This is a genomic window from Mediterraneibacter agrestimuris (genome assembly GCF_943193195.1).
GTDB classification, from domain to species: domain Bacteria; phylum Bacillota; class Clostridia; order Lachnospirales; family Lachnospiraceae; genus Schaedlerella; species Schaedlerella agrestimuris.
On record NZ_CALPDG010000017.1, the window covers coordinates 1 to 19,866 of the forward strand.

At 41.8% G+C, this 19,866-nt stretch carries 17 protein-coding genes, 1 tRNA gene and 1 pseudogene; 16 read left to right on the forward strand and 3 right to left on the reverse strand.

All coding sequences use genetic code 11. The features are described from left to right. Window positions 1–463: 463 nt before the first annotated feature. From NFS18_RS09805 to NFS18_RS09830, 6 genes and pseudogenes are all read left to right on the forward strand, one after another. Window positions 464–1,171, forward strand: a complete 708-nt coding sequence (locus NFS18_RS09805) for a peptidoglycan recognition protein family protein (RefSeq protein ID WP_251389870.1) — start codon at window positions 464–466, stop codon at window positions 1,169–1,171. 149 nt (window positions 1,172–1,320) lie between these two features. Next, window positions 1,321–1,827, forward strand: a pseudogene (locus NFS18_RS09810) (shikimate kinase); the annotation flags it as partial. A 7-nt stretch (window positions 1,828–1,834) separates the two neighbouring features. Further along, complete coding sequence (locus NFS18_RS09815) at window positions 1,835–2,338, forward strand: YqeG family HAD IIIA-type phosphatase (RefSeq protein WP_251389871.1); 504 nt, start codon at window positions 1,835–1,837, stop codon at window positions 2,336–2,338. A 159-nt stretch (window positions 2,339–2,497) separates the two neighbouring features. Beyond that, complete coding sequence (efp, locus tag NFS18_RS09820; RefSeq protein ID WP_251389872.1) at window positions 2,498–3,055, forward strand: elongation factor P; 558 nt, start codon at window positions 2,498–2,500, stop codon at window positions 3,053–3,055. 247 nt (window positions 3,056–3,302) lie between these two features. Further along, a complete protein-coding gene (locus NFS18_RS09825; protein ID WP_251389873.1) occupies window positions 3,303–4,337 on the forward strand; it encodes a DUF5688 family protein in 1,035 nt (344 codons plus the stop codon). 197 nt (window positions 4,338–4,534) lie between these two features. Continuing rightward, window positions 4,535–4,606, forward strand: a tRNA-Arg gene (locus tag NFS18_RS09830). A 122-nt stretch (window positions 4,607–4,728) separates the two neighbouring features. On the opposite strand, the gene NFS18_RS09835 is transcribed toward NFS18_RS09830, so the two are convergent. Then, window positions 4,729–5,631, reverse strand: coding sequence for a deoxyribonuclease IV (locus NFS18_RS09835; protein WP_251389874.1), 903 nt, complete (start codon window positions 5,629–5,631; stop codon window positions 4,729–4,731). A 162-nt stretch (window positions 5,632–5,793) separates the two neighbouring features. Here NFS18_RS09835 and argS point away from each other — a divergent pair, with 162 nt between their 5' ends. The 4 genes from argS to NFS18_RS09855 all read left to right on the forward strand — a co-directional run bounded on the left by argS (window position 5,794) and on the right by NFS18_RS09855 (window position 10,381). Then, window positions 5,794–7,560, forward strand: coding sequence for an arginine--tRNA ligase (argS, locus tag NFS18_RS09840; protein ID WP_251389875.1), 1,767 nt, complete (start codon window positions 5,794–5,796; stop codon window positions 7,558–7,560). Between the two features lies 1 nt (window position 7,561). Continuing rightward, a complete protein-coding gene (locus tag NFS18_RS09845) occupies window positions 7,562–8,734 on the forward strand; it encodes an alanyl-tRNA editing protein (protein ID WP_251389876.1) in 1,173 nt (390 codons plus the stop codon). Then, the gene (locus tag NFS18_RS09850; RefSeq protein WP_251389877.1) at window positions 8,727–9,617 is read left to right on the forward strand and encodes a CPBP family intramembrane glutamic endopeptidase; all 891 of its coding nucleotides are present in this window, start codon (window positions 8,727–8,729) and stop codon (window positions 9,615–9,617) included. The genes NFS18_RS09845 and NFS18_RS09850 overlap by 8 nt, the downstream gene beginning before the upstream one ends. A 134-nt stretch (window positions 9,618–9,751) precedes the next feature. Beyond that, window positions 9,752–10,381 (forward strand): cytidylate kinase-like family protein, encoded by a 630-nt coding sequence (locus NFS18_RS09855; protein ID WP_251389878.1) that lies wholly within the window; start codon window positions 9,752–9,754, stop codon window positions 10,379–10,381. 248 nt (window positions 10,382–10,629) lie between these two features. Here NFS18_RS09855 and NFS18_RS09860 read toward each other — a convergent pair whose 3' ends face one another. After that, complete coding sequence (locus NFS18_RS09860; protein WP_251389879.1) at window positions 10,630–11,547, reverse strand: AEC family transporter; 918 nt, start codon at window positions 11,545–11,547, stop codon at window positions 10,630–10,632. A gap of 26 nt (window positions 11,548–11,573) precedes the next feature. Continuing rightward, window positions 11,574–12,221 carry a PduL/EutD family phosphate acyltransferase gene (locus tag NFS18_RS09865; protein WP_251389880.1) on the reverse strand — a complete coding sequence of 216 codons (648 nt, stop codon included), beginning with the start codon at window positions 12,219–12,221 and terminating at the stop codon, window positions 11,574–11,576. A 242-nt stretch (window positions 12,222–12,463) separates the two neighbouring features. On the opposite strand from NFS18_RS09865, the gene spoVT reads away from it, so the two are divergent. The 6 genes from spoVT (at window position 12,464) to recJ (ending at window position 19,670) form a co-directional block, all read left to right on the forward strand. Continuing rightward, window positions 12,464–13,009 carry a stage V sporulation protein T gene (gene spoVT / locus NFS18_RS09870; protein ID WP_251389924.1) on the forward strand — a complete coding sequence of 182 codons (546 nt, stop codon included), beginning with the start codon at window positions 12,464–12,466 and terminating at the stop codon, window positions 13,007–13,009. A 206-nt stretch (window positions 13,010–13,215) separates the two neighbouring features. Further along, window positions 13,216–13,608, forward strand: coding sequence for a TIGR04086 family membrane protein (locus tag NFS18_RS09875; protein WP_251389881.1), 393 nt, complete (start codon window positions 13,216–13,218; stop codon window positions 13,606–13,608). 75 nt (window positions 13,609–13,683) lie between these two features. Beyond that, window positions 13,684–13,827, forward strand: a complete 144-nt coding sequence (gene scfA, locus NFS18_RS09880) for a six-cysteine ranthipeptide SCIFF (protein ID WP_059070209.1) — start codon at window positions 13,684–13,686, stop codon at window positions 13,825–13,827. A 203-nt stretch (window positions 13,828–14,030) separates the two neighbouring features. Next, a complete protein-coding gene (scfB, locus tag NFS18_RS09885) occupies window positions 14,031–15,452 on the forward strand; it encodes a thioether cross-link-forming SCIFF peptide maturase (RefSeq protein WP_251389882.1) in 1,422 nt (473 codons plus the stop codon). Between the two features lie 11 nt (window positions 15,453–15,463). Next, window positions 15,464–17,725, forward strand: coding sequence for a protein translocase subunit SecD (secD, locus tag NFS18_RS09890; RefSeq protein WP_251389925.1), 2,262 nt, complete (start codon window positions 15,464–15,466; stop codon window positions 17,723–17,725). A 220-nt stretch (window positions 17,726–17,945) separates the two neighbouring features. Continuing rightward, window positions 17,946–19,670 (forward strand): single-stranded-DNA-specific exonuclease RecJ, encoded by a 1,725-nt coding sequence (gene recJ / locus NFS18_RS09895; protein ID WP_251389883.1) that lies wholly within the window; start codon window positions 17,946–17,948, stop codon window positions 19,668–19,670. Window positions 19,671–19,866: the final 196 nt, after the last annotated feature.

Genomic DNA, 19,866 nt, shown 5'->3' on the forward strand with positions numbered 1-19,866 from the left:
TAGTTATCGTTGCGTTTCACTAACTTAGAACTATCGTAACCAAGGCTTTCAAGGTAAGCAAAAACATTGTCTTCATTATTGATGTTTCTATGAATTTGCTCGGATTTGTTCTTCTGATATTATACATATCGAAGATAGTGTATTTAATTGTCGGGTGCTTCATATTAGGTATTGGTGTTTGGCTTGAGATGTTAGCAGATGTTGTAATGCTGCCGGGTGAATTATAAAGGAGATGCTGCAAACTCCATAAAAATGCGTGATGGGAAAAAATATAAATTTCAGAACATATGCACTTTGTTTGTTTTACAGGATGTGTTAAAATAACAAAAAAGGATTAGAAAAGAATGAATACATTCACTATGGTAAGAATTCAACAGGGGCAGCCGGTTGGGTAAATAAAAATATTGTAAATGTGACATCGAGAAAGTTTTATATCAATTGCGAAAGAAGAGAGCATCAGGCTATGAAGCAAAAGAGGAAATATAAGAGGCAAAAAAGCAATCGAAAATGGAAAGAAATGTTCAGGTTTTTGGATGGTTTAGATAGGAGACAGAGATTATTTGTTAAAATCGGATTTGGGATTTTACTGATTTTACTGGTTGTACTATTGATTTTTCGGTGCACAAGGGAGAGAACAAACACGAGTAATCTAGATGTGGATGCAACAGAACCGGAGATTGATGTGCAGCTTTTGGATATCAATGAGTATTCCAGACCGGGAACGGAATCGGATCCAATTACTGGAATTGTGATTCACTATACGGCTAATCCGGAAAGTACAGCGCAGGACAACAGGGATTATTTCAACAGTCTTCAGGATGGACATGGAGATTATATCAGCAGTCACTTTGTAGTTGGTCTGGAAGGGGAAATTGTGCAGTGTGTTCCTACATGGGAGATCGCTTACGCATCTAATGAGCGGAATCACGACACTATTTCCATTGAGTGCTGCCACGTAGACGAAACAGGGAAGTTTAATAAGGAAACGTATATTTCTATGGTAAAACTGACGGCATTCTTATGCGATAAATATAATCTGACTACAGAAGCCGTTATTCGTCATTATGATGTAACGGGTAAGAACTGTCCGAAGTATTTTGTGGAAGATGAAGAGGCATGGAAATTGTTTAAGGCAGATGTGGACGCAGCGCTGAAGAAGACGAAAAAGTAAAAGGAGCAGATTGTCTGCTGGTATGATATTATAATGTTTGGATAAAGTATTGGGAAGTTACATAGACACGTGATTGAAATGTTGTTATAATAAAGCCTGATATTTAATTAATGAAATGACTGAGGAACAGGATGGCAGAATTTGGAATGGATAATAATATTGTATTAATTGGTTTTATGGGAGCAGGAAAATCAACGGTTTCTGAATATCTGAAGGATACATATGGTATGGATGTAGTAGAGATGGATCAGGTCATTGCAGAGAGAGTGGGTATGTCGATTCCTGATATTTTTGAAATTCATGGGGAAGAATATTTCCGCAATCTGGAAACTGGGCTTCTGAAGGAATTACAGAGCAGAAAGAATACCGTCATTTCCTGCGGCGGCGGAGCTGCCCTGAGGGAAGAAAATGTTGTGGAAATGAAGAAGAACGGACGTGTTGTCTTTTTGACTGCCGCACCGGAAACCGTGTATGAAAGAGTCAAAGGCAGTGATGAACGGCCGATTTTAAATGGCAATAAAAATGTGAATTATATTGCTAAATTGATGGAGAAGCGCAGAGCAAAATATGAAGCGGCAGCTGATGTTCTTGTTGCGACAGACGGCAGGGACGTACAGAGTATTTGCGAAGAGATTATGAAGAAAGTGACGGAGTAGAGAATTTATGTTTTTAGAGAGATTTTTTCCGGATGAGTATGTGGCTTCTACCTATGTCATCCCATTTGAAAAACTGTATGAAGATGGATATCGGGGAGTGGTCTTCGATATTGATAATACTCTTGTGCCGCATGGAGAGCCGGCAGATGAGCGTGCAAAAAAATTATTTTTACGTCTGAAGAAAATCGGTTTTGAGTCATGTCTGATTTCCAATAATCAAGAACCGCGTGTAAAGATGTTTAACGAAGAGATACAGACAAGGTATATTTTCAATGCGCATAAACCATCCACCAGGAATTATGTCCGTGCGATGGAGCAGATGGGAACGGATCAATCCAATACCGTATTTGTAGGTGATCAGCTTTTTACAGATGTGTGGGGAGCAAAACGTGCGGGGATCCATAATATACTTGTGAAACCGATTCATCCGAAAGAGGAGATCCAGATCGTGCTGAAACGGTATTTGGAGCGGATAGTTCTTCATTTTTATAAAAAGCAACAGAAAAAATAAATGTTACTTTGAGCACCGTAGGTGTGAAAAGTAACAAATAAATTATAGAAACTGGACAAGCATATAAAAAAAGGTTGAAAAAAGCTGGGATTTATTATAGAATTATAGTCAGTTCAGAAGTTACGCGCTAGAAGTGCGCGGTTGAAGGAGGATTTACAAATGATCGCAGCAGGTGAATTTAAGAACGGCGTGACCGTTGAGATTGATGGAAATATTTATCAGATACTGGAATTCCAGCATGTAAAACCGGGAAAAGGTGCAGCTTTTGTCAGAACAAAGTTAAAAAATATCATTAGCGGCGGAGCAGTGGAGAAGACATTCCGTCCGACGGAAAAGTTCCCGAAGGCACACATTGACAGAAAAGAGATGCAGTACCTGTATCAGGACGGAGACTTGTATAACTTTATGGATGTGGAAACTTATGACCAGATTGCTTTGAATGCAGAGGTTGTAGGAGATGCACTGAAGTTCGTAAAGGAGAACGAGAGTGTTAAGATCTGTTCTCACAAGGGCAATGTATTTTCTGTAGAACCTCCGTTGTTCGTAGAGCTGGCAATCACGGAGACAGAACCGGGATTCAAGGGAGATACTGCACAGGGAGCTACTAAGCCGGCAACTGTGGAGACAGGCGCTGTTGTTATGGTTCCATTGTTTGTAGAGACAGGTGATGTACTGAAGATCGATACACGTACAGGAGAGTATTTGTCCAGAGTATAATTTGGGATAGCGATAATTTAAAATTGAACATTAAAGGGAGTCCGGTGAATTCAGGACTCCTTTTTAGATTATTTAGAATAGAGTTGCTGCATCATTTTGTTGCAATTAGAAATATCTGTTGCAAGGCATGCAACGGTCGGTTATAATCAATTCACATAATATTTTCCAAATCAATTTATCTTGGTACATTTCGTACCACATTTCTCATTTTAATTTTAGACGGACGTGCGAAAGAGAAAGGAGTTATATGGATTATCAGAAATTTTTGTGCGTAGTAGAAAAGAAAATGAACCAAAGACTGAAAGGGGGGATTACAGCAAGTATTCATATTGCCGTGAAAAATAACGGTAAGATTAAGAAGGGAATTATGGTAGAAAATCCCCAAATAAATATTTCACCGACAATCTATCTTGAAGAATTTTATGAGCGTTTCCAAAAAGGGGAATCACTGGAGAGAATCATCAGTGATTTGATTGATTTTTATGAAGCTGTGAAATATGAGGAATCATGGGATACATCGAAGGTGGAACGTTATGAAGCAGTTCAGGATAAGATTGTATTTAAAATCATCCATACGGAGGAAAACAAGAACCTGCTGAAGGAAATACCACACATCGATGTACTTGATCTAAGTGTTGTTTTTTACGTGCTTCTTGAGGCGAAAAGGAATGGAACAGCAACGATGATGATTCGCAATGAGCACTTGGAAATATGGGGGATGGAGGAGAAAGAACTATTTCCGCTTGCATGTAAAAATGCACAGAGGATTTTGCCGGCGAGACTGTTTATGATGAAGGAGATTGTGGAAGAAATCTTGAATCCAGAATTTGAAGAACCACAAAATGTGCTGGATTTGCCAGAACTGTTTAAAAGAGGACAGATTTGGCAAGATGAAAAACCAGAAGAATTATCAAAAGAAACAGTGGAAATGGCGGTGGATAAGAGCAGGACACAGGACGGTAATGGAAAAGAAAATGATGATGATGAGGGCAGACCGGATGTTATGTTTGTTTTGACTAATCCTTGCCGGAACTATGGGGCAGCTTGTTTGCTATATCCTGATATCATGGATATGATCGGGATGATGATGGGAGAAAGTTTTTATATTTTACCGAGCAGTATTCATGAGTTGATCCTGGTACCCCAGTCTAAAGGATTGGAGAAGACAGAAATGGAAGAACTTGTGAAAGAAGTCAATGAAACACAGGTCAAAGACGAAGATCAGCTTAGTGAGCATGTATATTTTTATGACAGGAATATGAAAGGATTGTTTATTTTGTAAGAGAACTAAGGACTCTGCTTTTAAGTTATATGCTGAAATTAGGTTTTGCATGGCTTGATGCCTGTAACAGGAAGCCGAAGGCTGAACTGTTACGAATAAAGGGCTGTTATTGTTAATTCACTCTTTACATTTCGTGTGAATTGTGTTAGCATAATTAATGCGTTCGATAATAGAAACTTTTCGGATGCGTTAATTATACGTCTGTAGCTCAGTGGATAGAGCACTGCCCTCCGGAGGCAGGTGCGGCGGTTCGATCCCGCCCAGACGTGATTTTTTATAACTATTCAGTCAGGTATAGCCCTAGGCTGGATAGTTTTTTTATGATATAGGAATTCTCTTCCTTATATCATAAAAAACTATGGGGTGTGCATTCGCTACAAGACCTGTCTGTTTAGTTTTTTTCAGCAATGATTTTGGCAGCCAATTCACTGTTAAATTTTCCTTCTCTCAGCATTTCAATTTCGTATTTGTAAGGTGCATAGGATTTCTTTTTGTTTACAGGGTCCGGAATATAAGGTGTTTCCAGAATCTTAGGAACATGTTCAAAATCTTTGTGATGAACGATATATGATAATACATCAAAACCGATTTCTCCAAAACCGAGGTTGGCATGTCTGTCTTTTGCAGAACCTATCGGGTTCTTACTGTCGTTAATATGGAAGACAGCAATCTGTTCCTTGCCGAGAATTTTATCAAAATCAGCGATCACATCATCAAAGTGATTTACAATATCATAACCACTATCGTTTGTGTGACAGGTGTCGAAGCAGATACGAAGTTTTTCACTGCATTTTACTCCCTCATAAATCCGTGCCAGTTCTTCAAAGGAACGACCGATTTCAGAACCTTTTCCTGCCATTGTCTCCAACGCGATACAGCAGTCTGTATCCGGTGTAAGGACTTCGTTCAACCCCTTGATGATCTGTGAGGTTCCGATATCCACCCCTGCTCCAACATGGGCTCCCGGGTGGAGAATCAGTGTATGACTGCCACAGGCAATGGTACGTTCGATTTCCTTTGCCAGAAATTTTACTGCCAATTCAAAAGTCTCGGGCTTTACGGAATTTCCAAGATTGATAATATAAGGAGCATGAACGATGATTTCGTCGATACCGTGTTTTTTCATATACTCCCATGCCGGAGCGATGTTCAGTTCACTGATATCCTTTCGTCTGGTGTTCTGGGGTGCGCCTGTATAGAACATAAATGTATTTGCACCGTAGGATACAGCTTCTTTTGCGGAACCAAGCAGCATTTCTTTTCCGCTCATTCCAACATGTGAACCAATTTTCATAATCAATACCTTTCTTTTTTACAGCGTAACAGTGTTACAATACTATGAAGTTACTGGTTATTGTGCACAGTAACAACTACTTGCTAGAATTGATTATAAATGATAAAATAGCAAAGGAAAAGTTAAAATTTTAAAAATTAGAAATACGGAGAGTGAACAAACGTGAAAACATTGTTGAATCTGATAACAAAAGAGATGGAACAGGCATTTCAGGCGGCTGATTATGACATTTCCTATGCAAAGGTAAATTTATCTAACCGCCCGGATTTGTGTGAATACCAGTGTAACGGTGCAATGGCGGCAGCCAAGACGTACCGAAAAGCTCCGATCATGATAGCAAATGATGTTGTATCATATTTGCAGAACAGCCAGTGTTTTGATATGGTAGAAGCGGTTAATCCTGGATTTATTAATTTGAAAGTAAAGCCATCCTTTGTAGCAGATTTCTTAAATGAGATGGCAAAGGATGAACATCTGGGAGTAGAGACAGCAGGGCAGCCGAAAACTATCATGATTGATTACGGCGGACCGAATGTAGCGAAACCGCTGCACGTAGGGCATCTGCGCTCTGCGATTATCGGAGAGAGTATAAAGAGAATTTTGCGTTATAAAGGACATCAGGTGACCGGAGATATTCATCTGGGAGACTGGGGATATCAGATGGGACTGATTATTACAGAATTGAAGAAGCGTCAGCCGGATCTTCCGTATTTTAATGAAACTTTTGACCGAGAATATCCGAAGGAGGCTCCATTTACGATTGGGGAACTGGAAGAAATCTATCCGACTGCAAGCGCTTATGCCAAGGAGAATGAAGATTACCGCGAAGAAGCGCTGCAGGCAACCTTCCAGCTACAGAATGGACGCCGGGGGTATCGTGCTGTCTGGAAACACATTATGCAGGTGTCTGTTGAGGATTTGAAGAAAAATTATAAGAATTTGAACGTGGACTTTGATCTCTGGAAGGGTGAGGCAGATGCTCAGAAGTATATTCCAGATATGGTGAAAATGCTGAAAGACGAGGGTTTTGCTCATTATGACCAAGGAGCTCTTGTAGTTGATGTACAGGAAGAAACAGATAAGAAAGAAGTGCCGCCATGTATGATTTTGAAATCTGACGGAGCAGCACTTTATGATACGACTGATCTTGCAACACTGGTGGAACGGGAAGAACTGTATAAACCGGATGAAATCATTTATGTTGTAGACAAGCGTCAGGAACTTCACTTTGTACAGGTATTCCGCTGTGCCAAGAAGACCGGTATTGTGCGTCCGGAAACAGAGCTGACATTCCTCGGATTCGGGACTATGAATGGTAAAGACGGGAAACCGTTCAAGACAAGAGAAGGCGGTGTCATGCGTCTGGAAAATCTGATTCGCGAGATTGATGAAGAGATGCTCAAGAAGATTATGGAAAATCGTACTGTGACAGAAGAAGAGGCGAAGAAGACCGCAGAAACTGTCGGACTCGCAGCGATAAAATATGGCGATCTGTCCAATCAGGCGTCGAAAGATTATATTTTTGATGTGGACAGGTTTACCTCTTTCGAGGGCAATACCGGACCATATATCCTGTATACAATTGTGCGGATTAAGTCCATTTTGAATAAATACCAAGAGACAGGAGCATCTTTGGATAATCTTCAGATTAAAGAAGCGGAAAGTGAATTTGAGAAGGCGCTGATGCTGGAGACAGCGAAGTTTAACGATATGTTGGATGTAGTTTGTGAGGAAATTGCACCACATAAGATTTGTGCGTATATTTATGATACGGCAAATGCGTTTAACAAGTTTTATCATGAGACAAAGATTCTTTCCGAAGAAAACGAAGATAAACGTAAAGGATATATCGCCCTTCTGAAACTGACGAAAGAAGTGCTGGAGACATGTATTGAGCTGCTTGGATTTGAAGCCCCTGAGAGGATGTAACATGACGGAAAGGTTATTTTATGAAGATAGTTATATAGACACATTTCAGGCGGCAGTATTAGAATGTCAGCCGGATGGAGAGCAATACCGTGTGGTATTGGATAAGACGGCATTTTTCCCGGAGGGAGGCGGACAGTATTCAGATACCGGAGTACTGGGAACTGCAAAGGTTGTTGATGTGCAGGAAAAAGGCGGTGTTATATATCATATGACAGAGGAGGCGATTCCTCTGGGAGCATGCGTGACAGGAAGGATCGATTGGCAGCAGCGTTTTATGAAAATGCAGCAGCATACAGGGGAACATATTGTATCTGGTCTGGTACATACAGCATTTGGATACAACAATGTTGGTTTCCATCTGGGAAGCATGGACTGTACGATGGATTTCAATGGAGAGATTACAAAAGAAGAATTGCTGGAAATTGAACAAAAGGCAAACGAAATTCTTGTACGGAATCTGGAGGTACAGGTGACTTATCCGTCAAAAGATGAGTTGGAATCGTTGGAATACCGCAGTAAGATTGAAATTGAAGGACAGGTGCGCATCGTGACTATTCCAGGCTGTGATGTCTGTGCCTGTTGTGCGCCGCATGTAAGGTGCACCGGAGAAATTGGGCAGATCAAGCTGACTAATGTGCAGCGTTATAAAGGCGGCGTACGGGTCACGATGTTGTGTGGATTCCGTGCATTGGCAGATTATAATCGGAAATTACAGGCAGCGAGACGGATTTCTGCTGCATTGTGTGCAAAGGAAGATGAGACGGCAGAAGCGGTGGTACATTTACAAGAAGAGTGCACAGACTTGAAACGGACGATAGGACGTCTGCAAAGAGAACTGCTAGGATATAAGGTAAAAGAAGTGCCGCCTGAGGAAGAGGCAGTCTGCCTGTTTGAACCCGATTTGGATGGGGAGGCTCCACGTCTCTTGATGAATCTGGTTTTGGATGCGGGACATCTGCTATGCGCCGTGTTTTTTGGAGGGAATGATGGCAATTACCGTTATGTGATTGGCAGTAAGAGTCTTAACCTCCGGGAAATGGTTCGCGATCTGAATGAGACATTTAACGGAAGAGGGGGCGGTAAACCGGAGATGGTACAGGGATCCCTCCTGGGAGATGAAAATGAGTTGAGGGTGTGGATGAAAGAGAAAGCGAGGATATTAGGGCATGAATAGATCGCCACAGTCGAGACGGTTTTGGAGAATTCTGGGACCAATAATGGGATATTGGGGGATTCAGATTGTAACACAGTTCATCGTTGTTATGATGATAATAGTGCTCAATGCAGCAGAAGTTGCAAAGATTATCGCATCTGTTTCCGAAGAAAATGTGATAGAGAAGATGGCAGAGCTTTCTATGAGGATGTCACAGATTCTGATGGAGCATCAAAGTCTGGCTTCGGCGTTTACAGCGTTGTGTATTCTTGCGTTTGCAGCATTTTTCTTTACAAAAGACAGGAATGCAGAGAAAAGGGCACAGCTTCCGATTCAGAAAAAGGCGCCGTCCGTGCAGTATATATGGATAATCTTATTTGGCGCGGCATTTTGCCTTGGTTTGAATGTGATAATTGCAATGAGTGGTCTTGCAGCGCGGGATGTATCTTATATTACAAATTCTGCAGTATTGTATTCTGAGGGAATTGTTGTGATGCTGGTCTGTCAGGGAATCATTGTACCGGTTTCGGAGGAGATGATGTTTCGCGGCGTCTTATTCAAACGGTGCAGAGAACAGATGGGATTTTGGAATGCAGCATTTGCCATATCTCTTTTATTTGCGTTGATACATAACACAATGACGCAGCTATCCTATACGCTCGTATTAGGATTGTTCCTTGCTTATTTTTATGAGAAGTTCGGTTCGCTGAAAGCACCGGTACTGCTGCATGTTATGGTGAATATGGTATCGATCGTACTTACAAAGACAGGAGTGCTTATATGGATGTGCTCGGATTTTATGCGGATGGCTGTCTGTGTTGTAGGATGTGCATTTGCCGGGGCAGTTGCATTTGTGAGGATTCAAAAGATAGAAAATAAGACAGAGATACAGGAAGAGATTTAGCAATATTGAGAAAATATGGATTGAATATTGGAATTTTCTTGAAAATACGCTATACTGTAGCTATAAGACAGAATTATATAAGAACATGTCCATAGAGATAAGACTTAAGGACAGACACGGAAGGAGTGAATCAGATGACAGATAATATCATCATTACGATCGGCAGACAATTCGGAAGCGGCGGACATGAAATCGGAAACCGTTTGTCAAAGAGACTGGATATTCCGCTTTATGATCACAACTTGATCAAGATGGCAGCGAAGGAGCTGAATATTACTCTGGAAATGGCAGAAAGAGTGGATGAATCTATTTTGGAACGTTACATGTCATCTGCAATTCTTGGTTCCGGTGATTATGTTATGTTCATGAATGGACATGAGGTTGAGGAGCCGCTTTCAGATAAGGTTTTTGAAATACAGACAAAGCTTATTCAGAAACTGGCAGAGAGAAGTTCCTGTATTATTGTAGGGAGATGTGCAGATTATATTCTCGGAGATTATTCCAATTGTATCAATGCATTTATTTATGCATACAAAGATGACCGTATCCGCAGAGTTATGAAGCTTTATAATATGAATGAGAAGCAGGCATGGGAGAAGATCAGGCGTGTGGATAAGACTAGGAAGGCATATTACGAGGAGCATACCGAGCGTGACTGGGGAAGTATAGAAGCACATCAGATGCTCTTTAATGCAAGTCTTCTTGGGCTGGATGGTGTAGTAGACGCATTAGAAGGTATCTATAGAAAGTGGAGCGGACAGTAGTTATTATTGTTTTGATATAATCTATAATCTAAAAGAGCTGATCAGAGGAGGCATCCTTATTTCTATAAGCAAACTGTAAGGTCAATGTATTTGCTTATACCCATCCGGGCATTCCATAATTCATGCCTGCGGCGGGCGGACTTTGTCCGATAATGTATACCCAAGGGCACACCGCAATACATGCCCTTCGGGCGGGTGGACTCCGTCCAACAAAGTATAGAAATAAGGATGTCTCTGTCAATAATTTTTTACAGGAAAAAACCAGCTACAAACGCTACAAAAGGAATGGTGATAATAGACAGTACAGTGGAAACGGCAAAAATTTCCGATGCATATTTATAATTCTTATTGAGGCGGATCGCCATCATAGTAAGCGTAGTTGCTGCCGGGCATGCAGATGCAATAAGAATTGTATAGGCAATATTATAGTTCACCTTAAAAATGACAAGAAAAGTGAGTACTGCCAAAGGAACAACAACCAGTTTCAAAGAGCAGGTCCAATAAATCCGCAGGTTGGTGAATATTTTTTTGAAATCTGCCTGGGCAACGGACAGTCCCGCAATTATCATTGCGAGCGGTGTATTCATACCGGAGATATAATCCATAGAATGCAGAAGGACTTCCGGCAGACGGAACTGAAGGAAAAAAAGGAGCATACCGGCGGCGGTTCCGATAACAAGCGGGGAGAACATACCCTCTTTCAGACGGGCAGGAGTGAATTTTCCTTCTAATAGAATCAATCCGTGTGTCCATGTAAGAAGATTAAATATTGTAATATATGCGGTAAGGTAGAAAACACCATCACTTCCTAATACACTGTTGATGAGTGGTATACCCATAAAACCACAGTTTGAATAGACAGATCCGAAACGTTCGAGGGCATATTCGGCATTTCCTTTCTCGGCGATACAGATACGGGCGATAATAATTGCGATGAGATGCGCGATAAAAGCTGCCGCAAAAGCAATCAGAAGTCCGCGTACAAGCCGAGCATCGTAGTCTGTCTGATAAGTGGTAATGATCAGACAGGGATTGACAACCATTAAAAGTAAATTAGACAGATTGCGGTTTCCTTCCTGATTCAACAGTTTGATTTTGTAACAAATAAATCCAAGTGTAAGAATGCAGAGCATTTTTATCAATTGGTTAAAAATTAAAATAAACATATTCTCTCATAAAATCCTTTGCTTTATTATAATGAACGATTAATCCCAAGCTGCAATTCTTCTGCCCATGACTGAAGATTATATGTGTGTCCGTCAAACAGTTTCAGAATCACTCCACAGGGGTCTTCTTCATTGGCAAATGCATTGGCCTCGTCTGTATCTACATGCATTGCAAGGCGAAAAGACGGGCTGACACGCACGACTACATCTGAAAAAATAAGAGACCGTTCGTAGCTTGTAGTAATAACAAACACAATATCGTTGTCTTTGACGCGGGCGCGGACAGCATCCAGGGGTGTCATATGAATGTGACGTTTTGCAACGATAACCCCTTTTTTTAGCTCAATCTGTCCGGCTGGTCCGATCAATGTACATCCTGGTGTATCTTCAATATCTCCGGATTGCCGGATGATGCTGGGGAGTCCCAGCTTTCGGGCATCAGTTACAGAGACTTCTACTTGAGTAGCTGGGCGGCAGGGACCGAGTATGACTACATTTTTTAAACTGTTTTTTGGACCGGCTATGGTCAGACGTTCTTCACATGCGTACTGTCCCGGCTGGCTTAATTCTTTTATATAGTGCAGTTTGGCTTCCGGACCGAACAATGTATTAAAATCTGCCTGTGACAGGTGGATATGTCTTGCGGATGTTTCAATTGGTATTTTTAAACTCATATAGATCACCTTTGAATATGTAATGTAATTGGCATTTTTTGATTATAACAGGACGCACTCTGTTTTGCAATGGTTCTGATAATATTTGATATGGGATGGTAACAGCTCAGCATAGGACTTGGCAGTAAGTGCAAGGTCCGTAAGAATGTATGATGGAGAAATAGAAAATGTATAAAAAATCTTCACTTGCAGATACTATTTCCAGAAATGGAAAAAAATACAGCAGGTGGAGGTTTTATCATATGAAAGCAACAGGAATTGTCAGGAGAATCGATGATCTGGGACGTGTTGTGATTCCAAAAGAAATCCGGCGGACTCTTAGGATCCGGGAAGGTGATCCGTTGGAAATATTTACAGACAGGGAAGGACAGGTGATTTTGAAAAAATATTCGCCGATCGGGGAACTGGCTTCTTTTGCAAAACAATATGCAGAAAGTCTGGCGCAGACACTGGGCTGTACTGCCTGCATTACAGATAATGATATGGTGATCGCAGCAGCGGGAGCGGGCAGAAAAGAGTTTCAGGAGAAGGGAATCTGTAAGGAACTGGAGAAAATGCTGCAAACGAGAGAATGTATGACTGCGGGGAAGGGAAATATAAATTATATTATAATTGTTGACGGAACAGAAGAGTATGTGGAAGAAGTTATCTGTCCAATTATTTGTGAGGGGGATGTAATAGGAGGTGTTATTCTTCTAAAAAAAGAAGATAAAAAAAAGTTTGGGGAGGCAGAACAGAAAGTTGCCATGAGTGCGGCGGCATTTCTTGGAAAACAGATGGAACAATAGCATACTGTTATTCTAAGTACTAGTTCTAAAGGTCCTTTCAGATTCATACACTATAACTGTAAGGAAATAAAATATTATTGTTCACTCAGGTTTGCACGTTGCCGTGAACGCAGTGAACAGTAATCAACAAATTATGTTGCAGCAGCATCTGTGATGCAGATAACTGCGGCAAAGCAAAGGGGTGTATTAAAATGAGGGGGAATCAGATGAGAAGTGCGGAAAATAAAGTAAGTCATGCGGGAGCAGGAAATCAGATATCAAAGATATTGAGATCACTGCTGTGTGCATTTGTGCTGACAGGAATCCTTTTACTGGTATTGGCGGGGCTTCTGTACAAATTAAGTCTGGATGAAGGCAAGGTGACTGCCGGAATCATTCTGATTTATGTGTTGTCTACCTTTGTGGGTGGTTTTATTGCAGGAAAGCTTCTAAAAGAACGAAAATTTCTGTGGGGATTGACGGTAGGAATCTTGTATTTTGGACTACTTATGCTCGTATCTCTGGGACTGTATCGTTCCCTGCAAGGGGGCGGAGCTGATATTCTGACCACCTTCTTTCTATGCGCAGGCGGAGGTATGTTAGGAGGAATGCTGTCATAAGAAAAAAGTACTTTTAAAACGATAAAGAGTATGGTATAATTCCTCTATCAGTATGAAAAGTAGGAGGAGATTGAGATGAAACATATTAAAACACTGAATACTCAGACATTAAACCATACAGTAAAAAAAGGCGGATGCGGCGAATGCCAGACTTCCTGCCAGTCTGCATGTAAGACTTCCTGTACAGTGGGAAATCAGACTTGCGAACATAAAAAATAATAAGGACAGCATTTTTGGCTTTATGTAAAGATGGCACAAAGCAAAATTTATTAAATAATGCGAATCGAAGGCAGCGACCGGCGACTAGGGGGCGCTGCCTTATCCTTGTTTTTAATGTATAGGAAACTTCTTGTTTCCTATAATTAAAACGCTCCGCTTTGTTCCACTTACAATATAAGAGAATAGAAAGTGAGGTATCTGTTGTGATACATCAGTACCAGAATAATGGATATAACATCGTTCTGGATGTAAACAGCGGTTCCGTTCATGTAGCAGACAAGTCTGCTTATGATGTGATTGCCTGTCTTGAAAAGCAGAACCCGATGCATACGGCGAAAAGTATTCTTTTAGAAGATACTTTTCAGTATGTGATGAATGAACTGAACGCAGAAGCCAAGACAGTTGATGAGGCAGAGGTGAGAGAGATTCTTGAGGCTCTGAGTGAACTGACAGAAGCAGAACAGTTGTTTACACAGGATATTTATGAAGATTATATAGACGAAGTAAAGCAGAGAAAGACAGTTGTGAAAGCGCTTTGTCTGCACATTGCCCATGACTGTAATCTGGCATGCCGATACTGTTTTGCAGAGGAAGGCGAGTACCATGGAAGACGTGCGTTGATGACCTATGAAGTAGGCAGGAAAGCGTTGGATTTCCTAATCGTCAATTCCGGCGGCAGACGGAATCTGGAGGTAGACTTCTTTGGCGGAGAGCCATTGATGAATTGGCAGGTTGTAAAGGACCTGGTTGCTTATGGAAGGGAGCAGGAAAAGCTCCATGACAAGCACTTTCGTTTTACACTGACAACAAACGGTGTATTGTTAAATGACGAGGTACAGGAGTTTGTCAATAAGGAAATGGACAATGTTGTGCTTAGTCTGGACGGACGTAAGGAAGTCAACGACAGAATGAGACCGTTCAGAAACGGCAAAGGAAGTTATGATTTGATAGTTCCGAAGTTTCAGAAGCTGGCAGAGAGCCGGAATCAGGAAAAATACTATATCAGGGGAACATTTACAAGAGAGAATCTGGATTTCTCCAAGGATGTGGAGCATTTTGCAGAGCTTGGATTTAAGCAGATTTCCATTGAGCCTGTAGTCGGAGAAGAGACGGATCCGTACGCAATTCAGGAAAGCGATCTGCCGAAGATTTTTGCAGAGTATGACGCATTGGCGAAGATGATGGCAGAACGGGCGCGGACTGGAAAAGGATTTAATTTTTTCCACTTTATGATTGATCTGGAAGGCGGACCGTGTGTGGCGAAGCGATTGTCCGGCTGTGGTTCGGGGACGGAATATCTGGCAGTGACGCCATGGGGAGATTTATATCCCTGTCATCAGTTTGTCGGTGATGAAGATTTCCTTATGGGAAATGTAGACGAAGGGATTACGAAACCAGAGCTTGCCGATGAATTCCGTGTGTGCAGTGTATATTCCAAGGAAAAATGCAGAAGCTGTTTTGCCAGATTTTACTGCAGCGGAGGCTGCATGGCAAATTCATATAAATTCCATCATACCATCAACGATACATACGATGTGAGCTGTGAGATGGAACGAAAGCGTGTGGAATGTGCAATTATGATTAAAGCGGCTTTGGCAGATGCTCAAAAAGGAGAGGAAGAGTAACGATGAATAATATGAAGAAAAGCAGAGGTATTCTTAATCTGATTCTGGCAGCGGTACTGATGGCAGTGCTTGGATTTACAACTGTAGTCGGTTGGGGAGACGGAAAAACAGGTGCAGCGAAGAATATTAATCTGGGTCTGGATTTGGAAGGCGGCGTCAGTATTACGTATCAGGTAAAAGGGGGAACGCCATCCGCTGAGGATATGGCAGACACCATTTATAAGCTGCAGAAGCGTGTGGAGCAATACAGTACAGAGGCGAGTGTCTATCAGGAAGGCGACGACCGGATCAGCATTGAGATTCCGGGTGTGACAGATGCCAATCAGATTCTGGATGAACTGGGACAGCCGGGATCCTTGTATTTTATTTCCGAGACTGACAGTGAAGGTGAGAGAAACTATTCAATGACCGGAAGTACGGGAGATACCGCAAAAGATTTTACTTTAAATAAGACTATTGAGGAATTGCAGGAGGATGGTTCTGTTGTGCTGACAGGTACAGATATTAAGAGCGCTGAAGCACAGACCTACAGTGACCAGACCACAAATGCGGCAAAGAATATCGTTTCACTGGAACTGACAAAGGAAGGTACAGAGAAATTTGCCGTTGCAACAAAGGAAGCAGCGGGAAAAGAAAGCATTGGTATCTATTATGACGGCGCTTTTGTCAGTGTGCCTAATGTGAATACAGAAATTGCAGACGGACGAGCAATGATAGAAGGAAGCATGTCATTTGAAGAAGCAGAGAAGCTGGCATCAACCATCCGTATCGGTGGACTGACTCTGGAACTGGAAGAGCTGCGCTCGAATGTTGTCGGCGCACAGCTTGGTGAGGCGGCGATCAGTACCAGTTTGACAGCAGGAGCGATCGGTCTGGCGATCGTGTGTCTCTTTATGTGTTTTGTATATCTGCTTCCGGGATTTGTATCCAGTTTGGCGTTGTTGGTATACATTGGTTTGGTACTTGTTTTGTTAAATGCTTTTGACGTTACATTAACACTGCCGGGAATTGCAGGTATTATTCTTGGTATCGGTATGGCAGTAGATGCAAATGTTATTATATTTGCCAGGGTGAAGGAAGAGCTTTCCGCAGACAAATCTGTGAGGACTGCTTTGAATGCCGGATTTAAAAAGGCATTGTCTGCAATCGTGGACGGTAATATCACAACGTTGATTGCGGCAGCTGTATTGTGGGTTCTGGGAAGCGGATCAGTTAAGGGATTTGCACAGACATTGGCTCTTGGCATCGTGGTTTCCATGTTTACCGCACTTGTGATCACGCGTGTGTTGATTTATTCTTTCTATGCAGTCGGATTACGCAGTCAGAAATTATATGGAAGAAGCCTCAAAGACAGAGAGCCAGTAAACTTCCTTGGAAAAAGGAAAGTGTTTTTTGGAATTTCCGTTACGCTTGTGATTGCAGGATTTGTATTTATGGGTGTAAATTCTGCACGCGGTGTTGGTGCAATGAACTACAGCCTGGAATTTAAGGGCGGTACATCTACAAATATTACATTTGCAGAAGATTATACACTGGAAGAAATTGATGAAAAGATTGTGCCGGTGATTGAAGATACTACAGGTGATAACAATGTTCAGGTTCAAAAAGTGGCGGGAACAAGTCAGGTGATTTTCAAGACACAGACATTGGATTTGGAGAAGCGTGAAGCATTCAATAAAGTAATGATTGATAGTTTTGGTGTGAACGAGGATGAGATTACAGCAGAAAATATCAGTTCTACAGTAAGCTCTGAGATGCGTCAGGATGCAGTTGTTGCAGTGATCGTAGCTACAATTTGTATGCTGCTTTATATCTGGTTCCGGTTTAAAGATATCCGTTTTGCAACAAGCGCCGTACTTGCGCTTGTGCATGATGTACTGATTGTGCTTGGATTTTATGTAATTGCAAGAGTATCTGTTGGAAATACATTTATTGCATGTATGTTGACGATCGTTGGTTACTCCATCAATGCAACGATCGTAATCTTCGACCGTATCCGTGAAGAATTGAGGACAAAGACACGCGGAGAAGGATTGGATAAACTTGTCAACAGATGTATTACAAAAACTCTGACAAGAAGTATCTATACATCATTGACAACATTTGTTATGGTTGCGATATTGTTTGTGATGGGCGTAAGCTCCATTAAGGAATTTGCACTTCCGCTGATGGTTGGTATTGTCTGCGGTGCTTATTCTTCTGTATGTATTACAGGTGCTCTGTGGTATGTGATGAAGACAAAGATGGAGAAAAAAGCGGTAAGCGCAAAATAAGATTTTGAGAGGGAGAATTCCTGTTTTACGATGGAGAGTCATAAAACAGGAATTCTTTTTTATGCTATAGGGAGTTTGAAGCGGACTTGCCCGCTTTGTTCTGTAATTGACATTTATAAAAGAGATGTTTATGCTATGTATAAACATTGATGCCTTTTGAGCAGGGAGATATTTTGTCGCAATTTTTGATTATTAGATTATTTAAGGTTGGAGACACAGGATGGAAAAGTGGTTTGTAACAATGAAAAAAGCAGATTTTCGGGCAATCGGAGAGAAGTATCGGATTTCTCCCATATTAGCGCGGTTGATCCGTAACAGAGACGTGATCGGTGATAAGGCAGTAGACTTTTATCTGAACGGAACAATTGCAGATTTGTATGACGGCATGCTGATGAAAGATATGGACCGTGCCGTGGAAATACTGACTGAGAAAATATGTGGGGGCGAAGCAATCCGTGTGATTGGAGATTATGACATTGACGGTGTAAATGCGACTTATATTTTACAGGAAGGACTGTCCCGGCTGGGAGCAGATGTAGATACGGATATACCAGACCGGATCAAAGACGGGTATGGTCTGAACAGGCAGTTGATAGACCGTGCCATTGAGGATGGGATCGACACGATCATTACTTGTGACAACGGAATTGCGGCAGCAGAAGAGATTACATATGGCAAGTCACAGGGGCTGACGATCATCGTAACAGATCATCATGAAGTTCCCTTTTTGGATGCAGGCGGGGAGAAAGAATATCTGCTTCCGCAGGCAGACGCGGTAGTAGATCCGCACCGTCCGGACTGTGAATATCCGTTTAAGGGATTGTGCGGCGCAGCCGTTGCTTATAAGGTTGTGGAAGCCCTTTACGAGGTGATGCAAAGAGATGTGGACGATATTGATTATCTGATGGAAAATGTTGCTATTGCGACCGTTGGGGATGTGATGGATCTATGCGGAGAGAACCGTGTGTTTGTCAGGCAGGGGCTGGAGATGTTAAAGCGCACAAGGAACGAAGGATTGAAAGCACTGATTGAATGCACACAGGTTCCGGCAGAACGCTTGAATGCTTATCATATCGGTTTTGTGATAGGTCCCTGCATCAATGCTGGAGGTCGTCTGGACACGGCGAAACGGGCATTGGAATTGTTGTGTGCCAAGAACCGCCGGGAAGCTGTTATGCTGGCAGAGGATCTGAAGGCTCTCAATGACAGCCGCAAGGAAATGACAGAAAAGGGTGTTGCACAGGCTGTAGAGCAGATAGAAACGACATCCTTGAAAGATGATAAAGTATTGGTAGTGTATTTGCAGGATTGTCATGAAAGTATCGCAGGGATTATCGCAGGAAGAATCCGTGAGCGGTACTATCGTCCTGTATTTATTCTGACAAGGGCGGAAGACGGAGTCAAAGGCTCCGGTCGTTCAGTTGAAGCCTACAACATGTTTGAAGAAATGTGTAAATGCCGTACATTATTTACAAAGTTCGGAGGGCATAAGCTGGCAGCGGGCTTGTCTCTGGAGGAAGAAAATGTAATGAAGTTCCGTCAGATCATGAATGAGCTTGCTGACTTGACAGAAGATGATCTGACAGAAAAGGTATCCATCGATATGCAGCTTCCCCTGCCTTATGTGACGGAAGAACTGATTGAAGAGATAGAACTGCTGGAGCCTTTTGGAAAAGGGAATCCGAAACCGCTGTTTGTAGAGAAGAATTTGAAAGTGATCCAGCCGAGGATTTTCGGTAAAAACCGAAATGTATTGAAATTTCAAGTAGAAGACAAAAGTGGAAACCGGATGGAGGCGGTGTATTTCGGAGATGTAGAGAAGTGTCTGAAAACCATTCAAGAGAGCCGGGAGATGGCATTCACATACCATCCATCGGTGAATGAGTACATGGGACGGAAGACTGTGCAGATAACAGTGGTGAATTATCGTGAAAGTTCAGCATAGAATTTTGAACTATATGCGGTGTTGTTTTTGTGGGTTTATGATTTGGAAGAGATTTTTACTTCTTTCTTTTTGATAGCATTACTTTTGAAGTATGTATGATTTTTGGTATTATAGGTTGGGTTTTTAGTAAAAGTTCTTCCATACCATCTTTTATAATGATATGAGAGAAGGTAGAAATATATATTTCAGGAGAAAG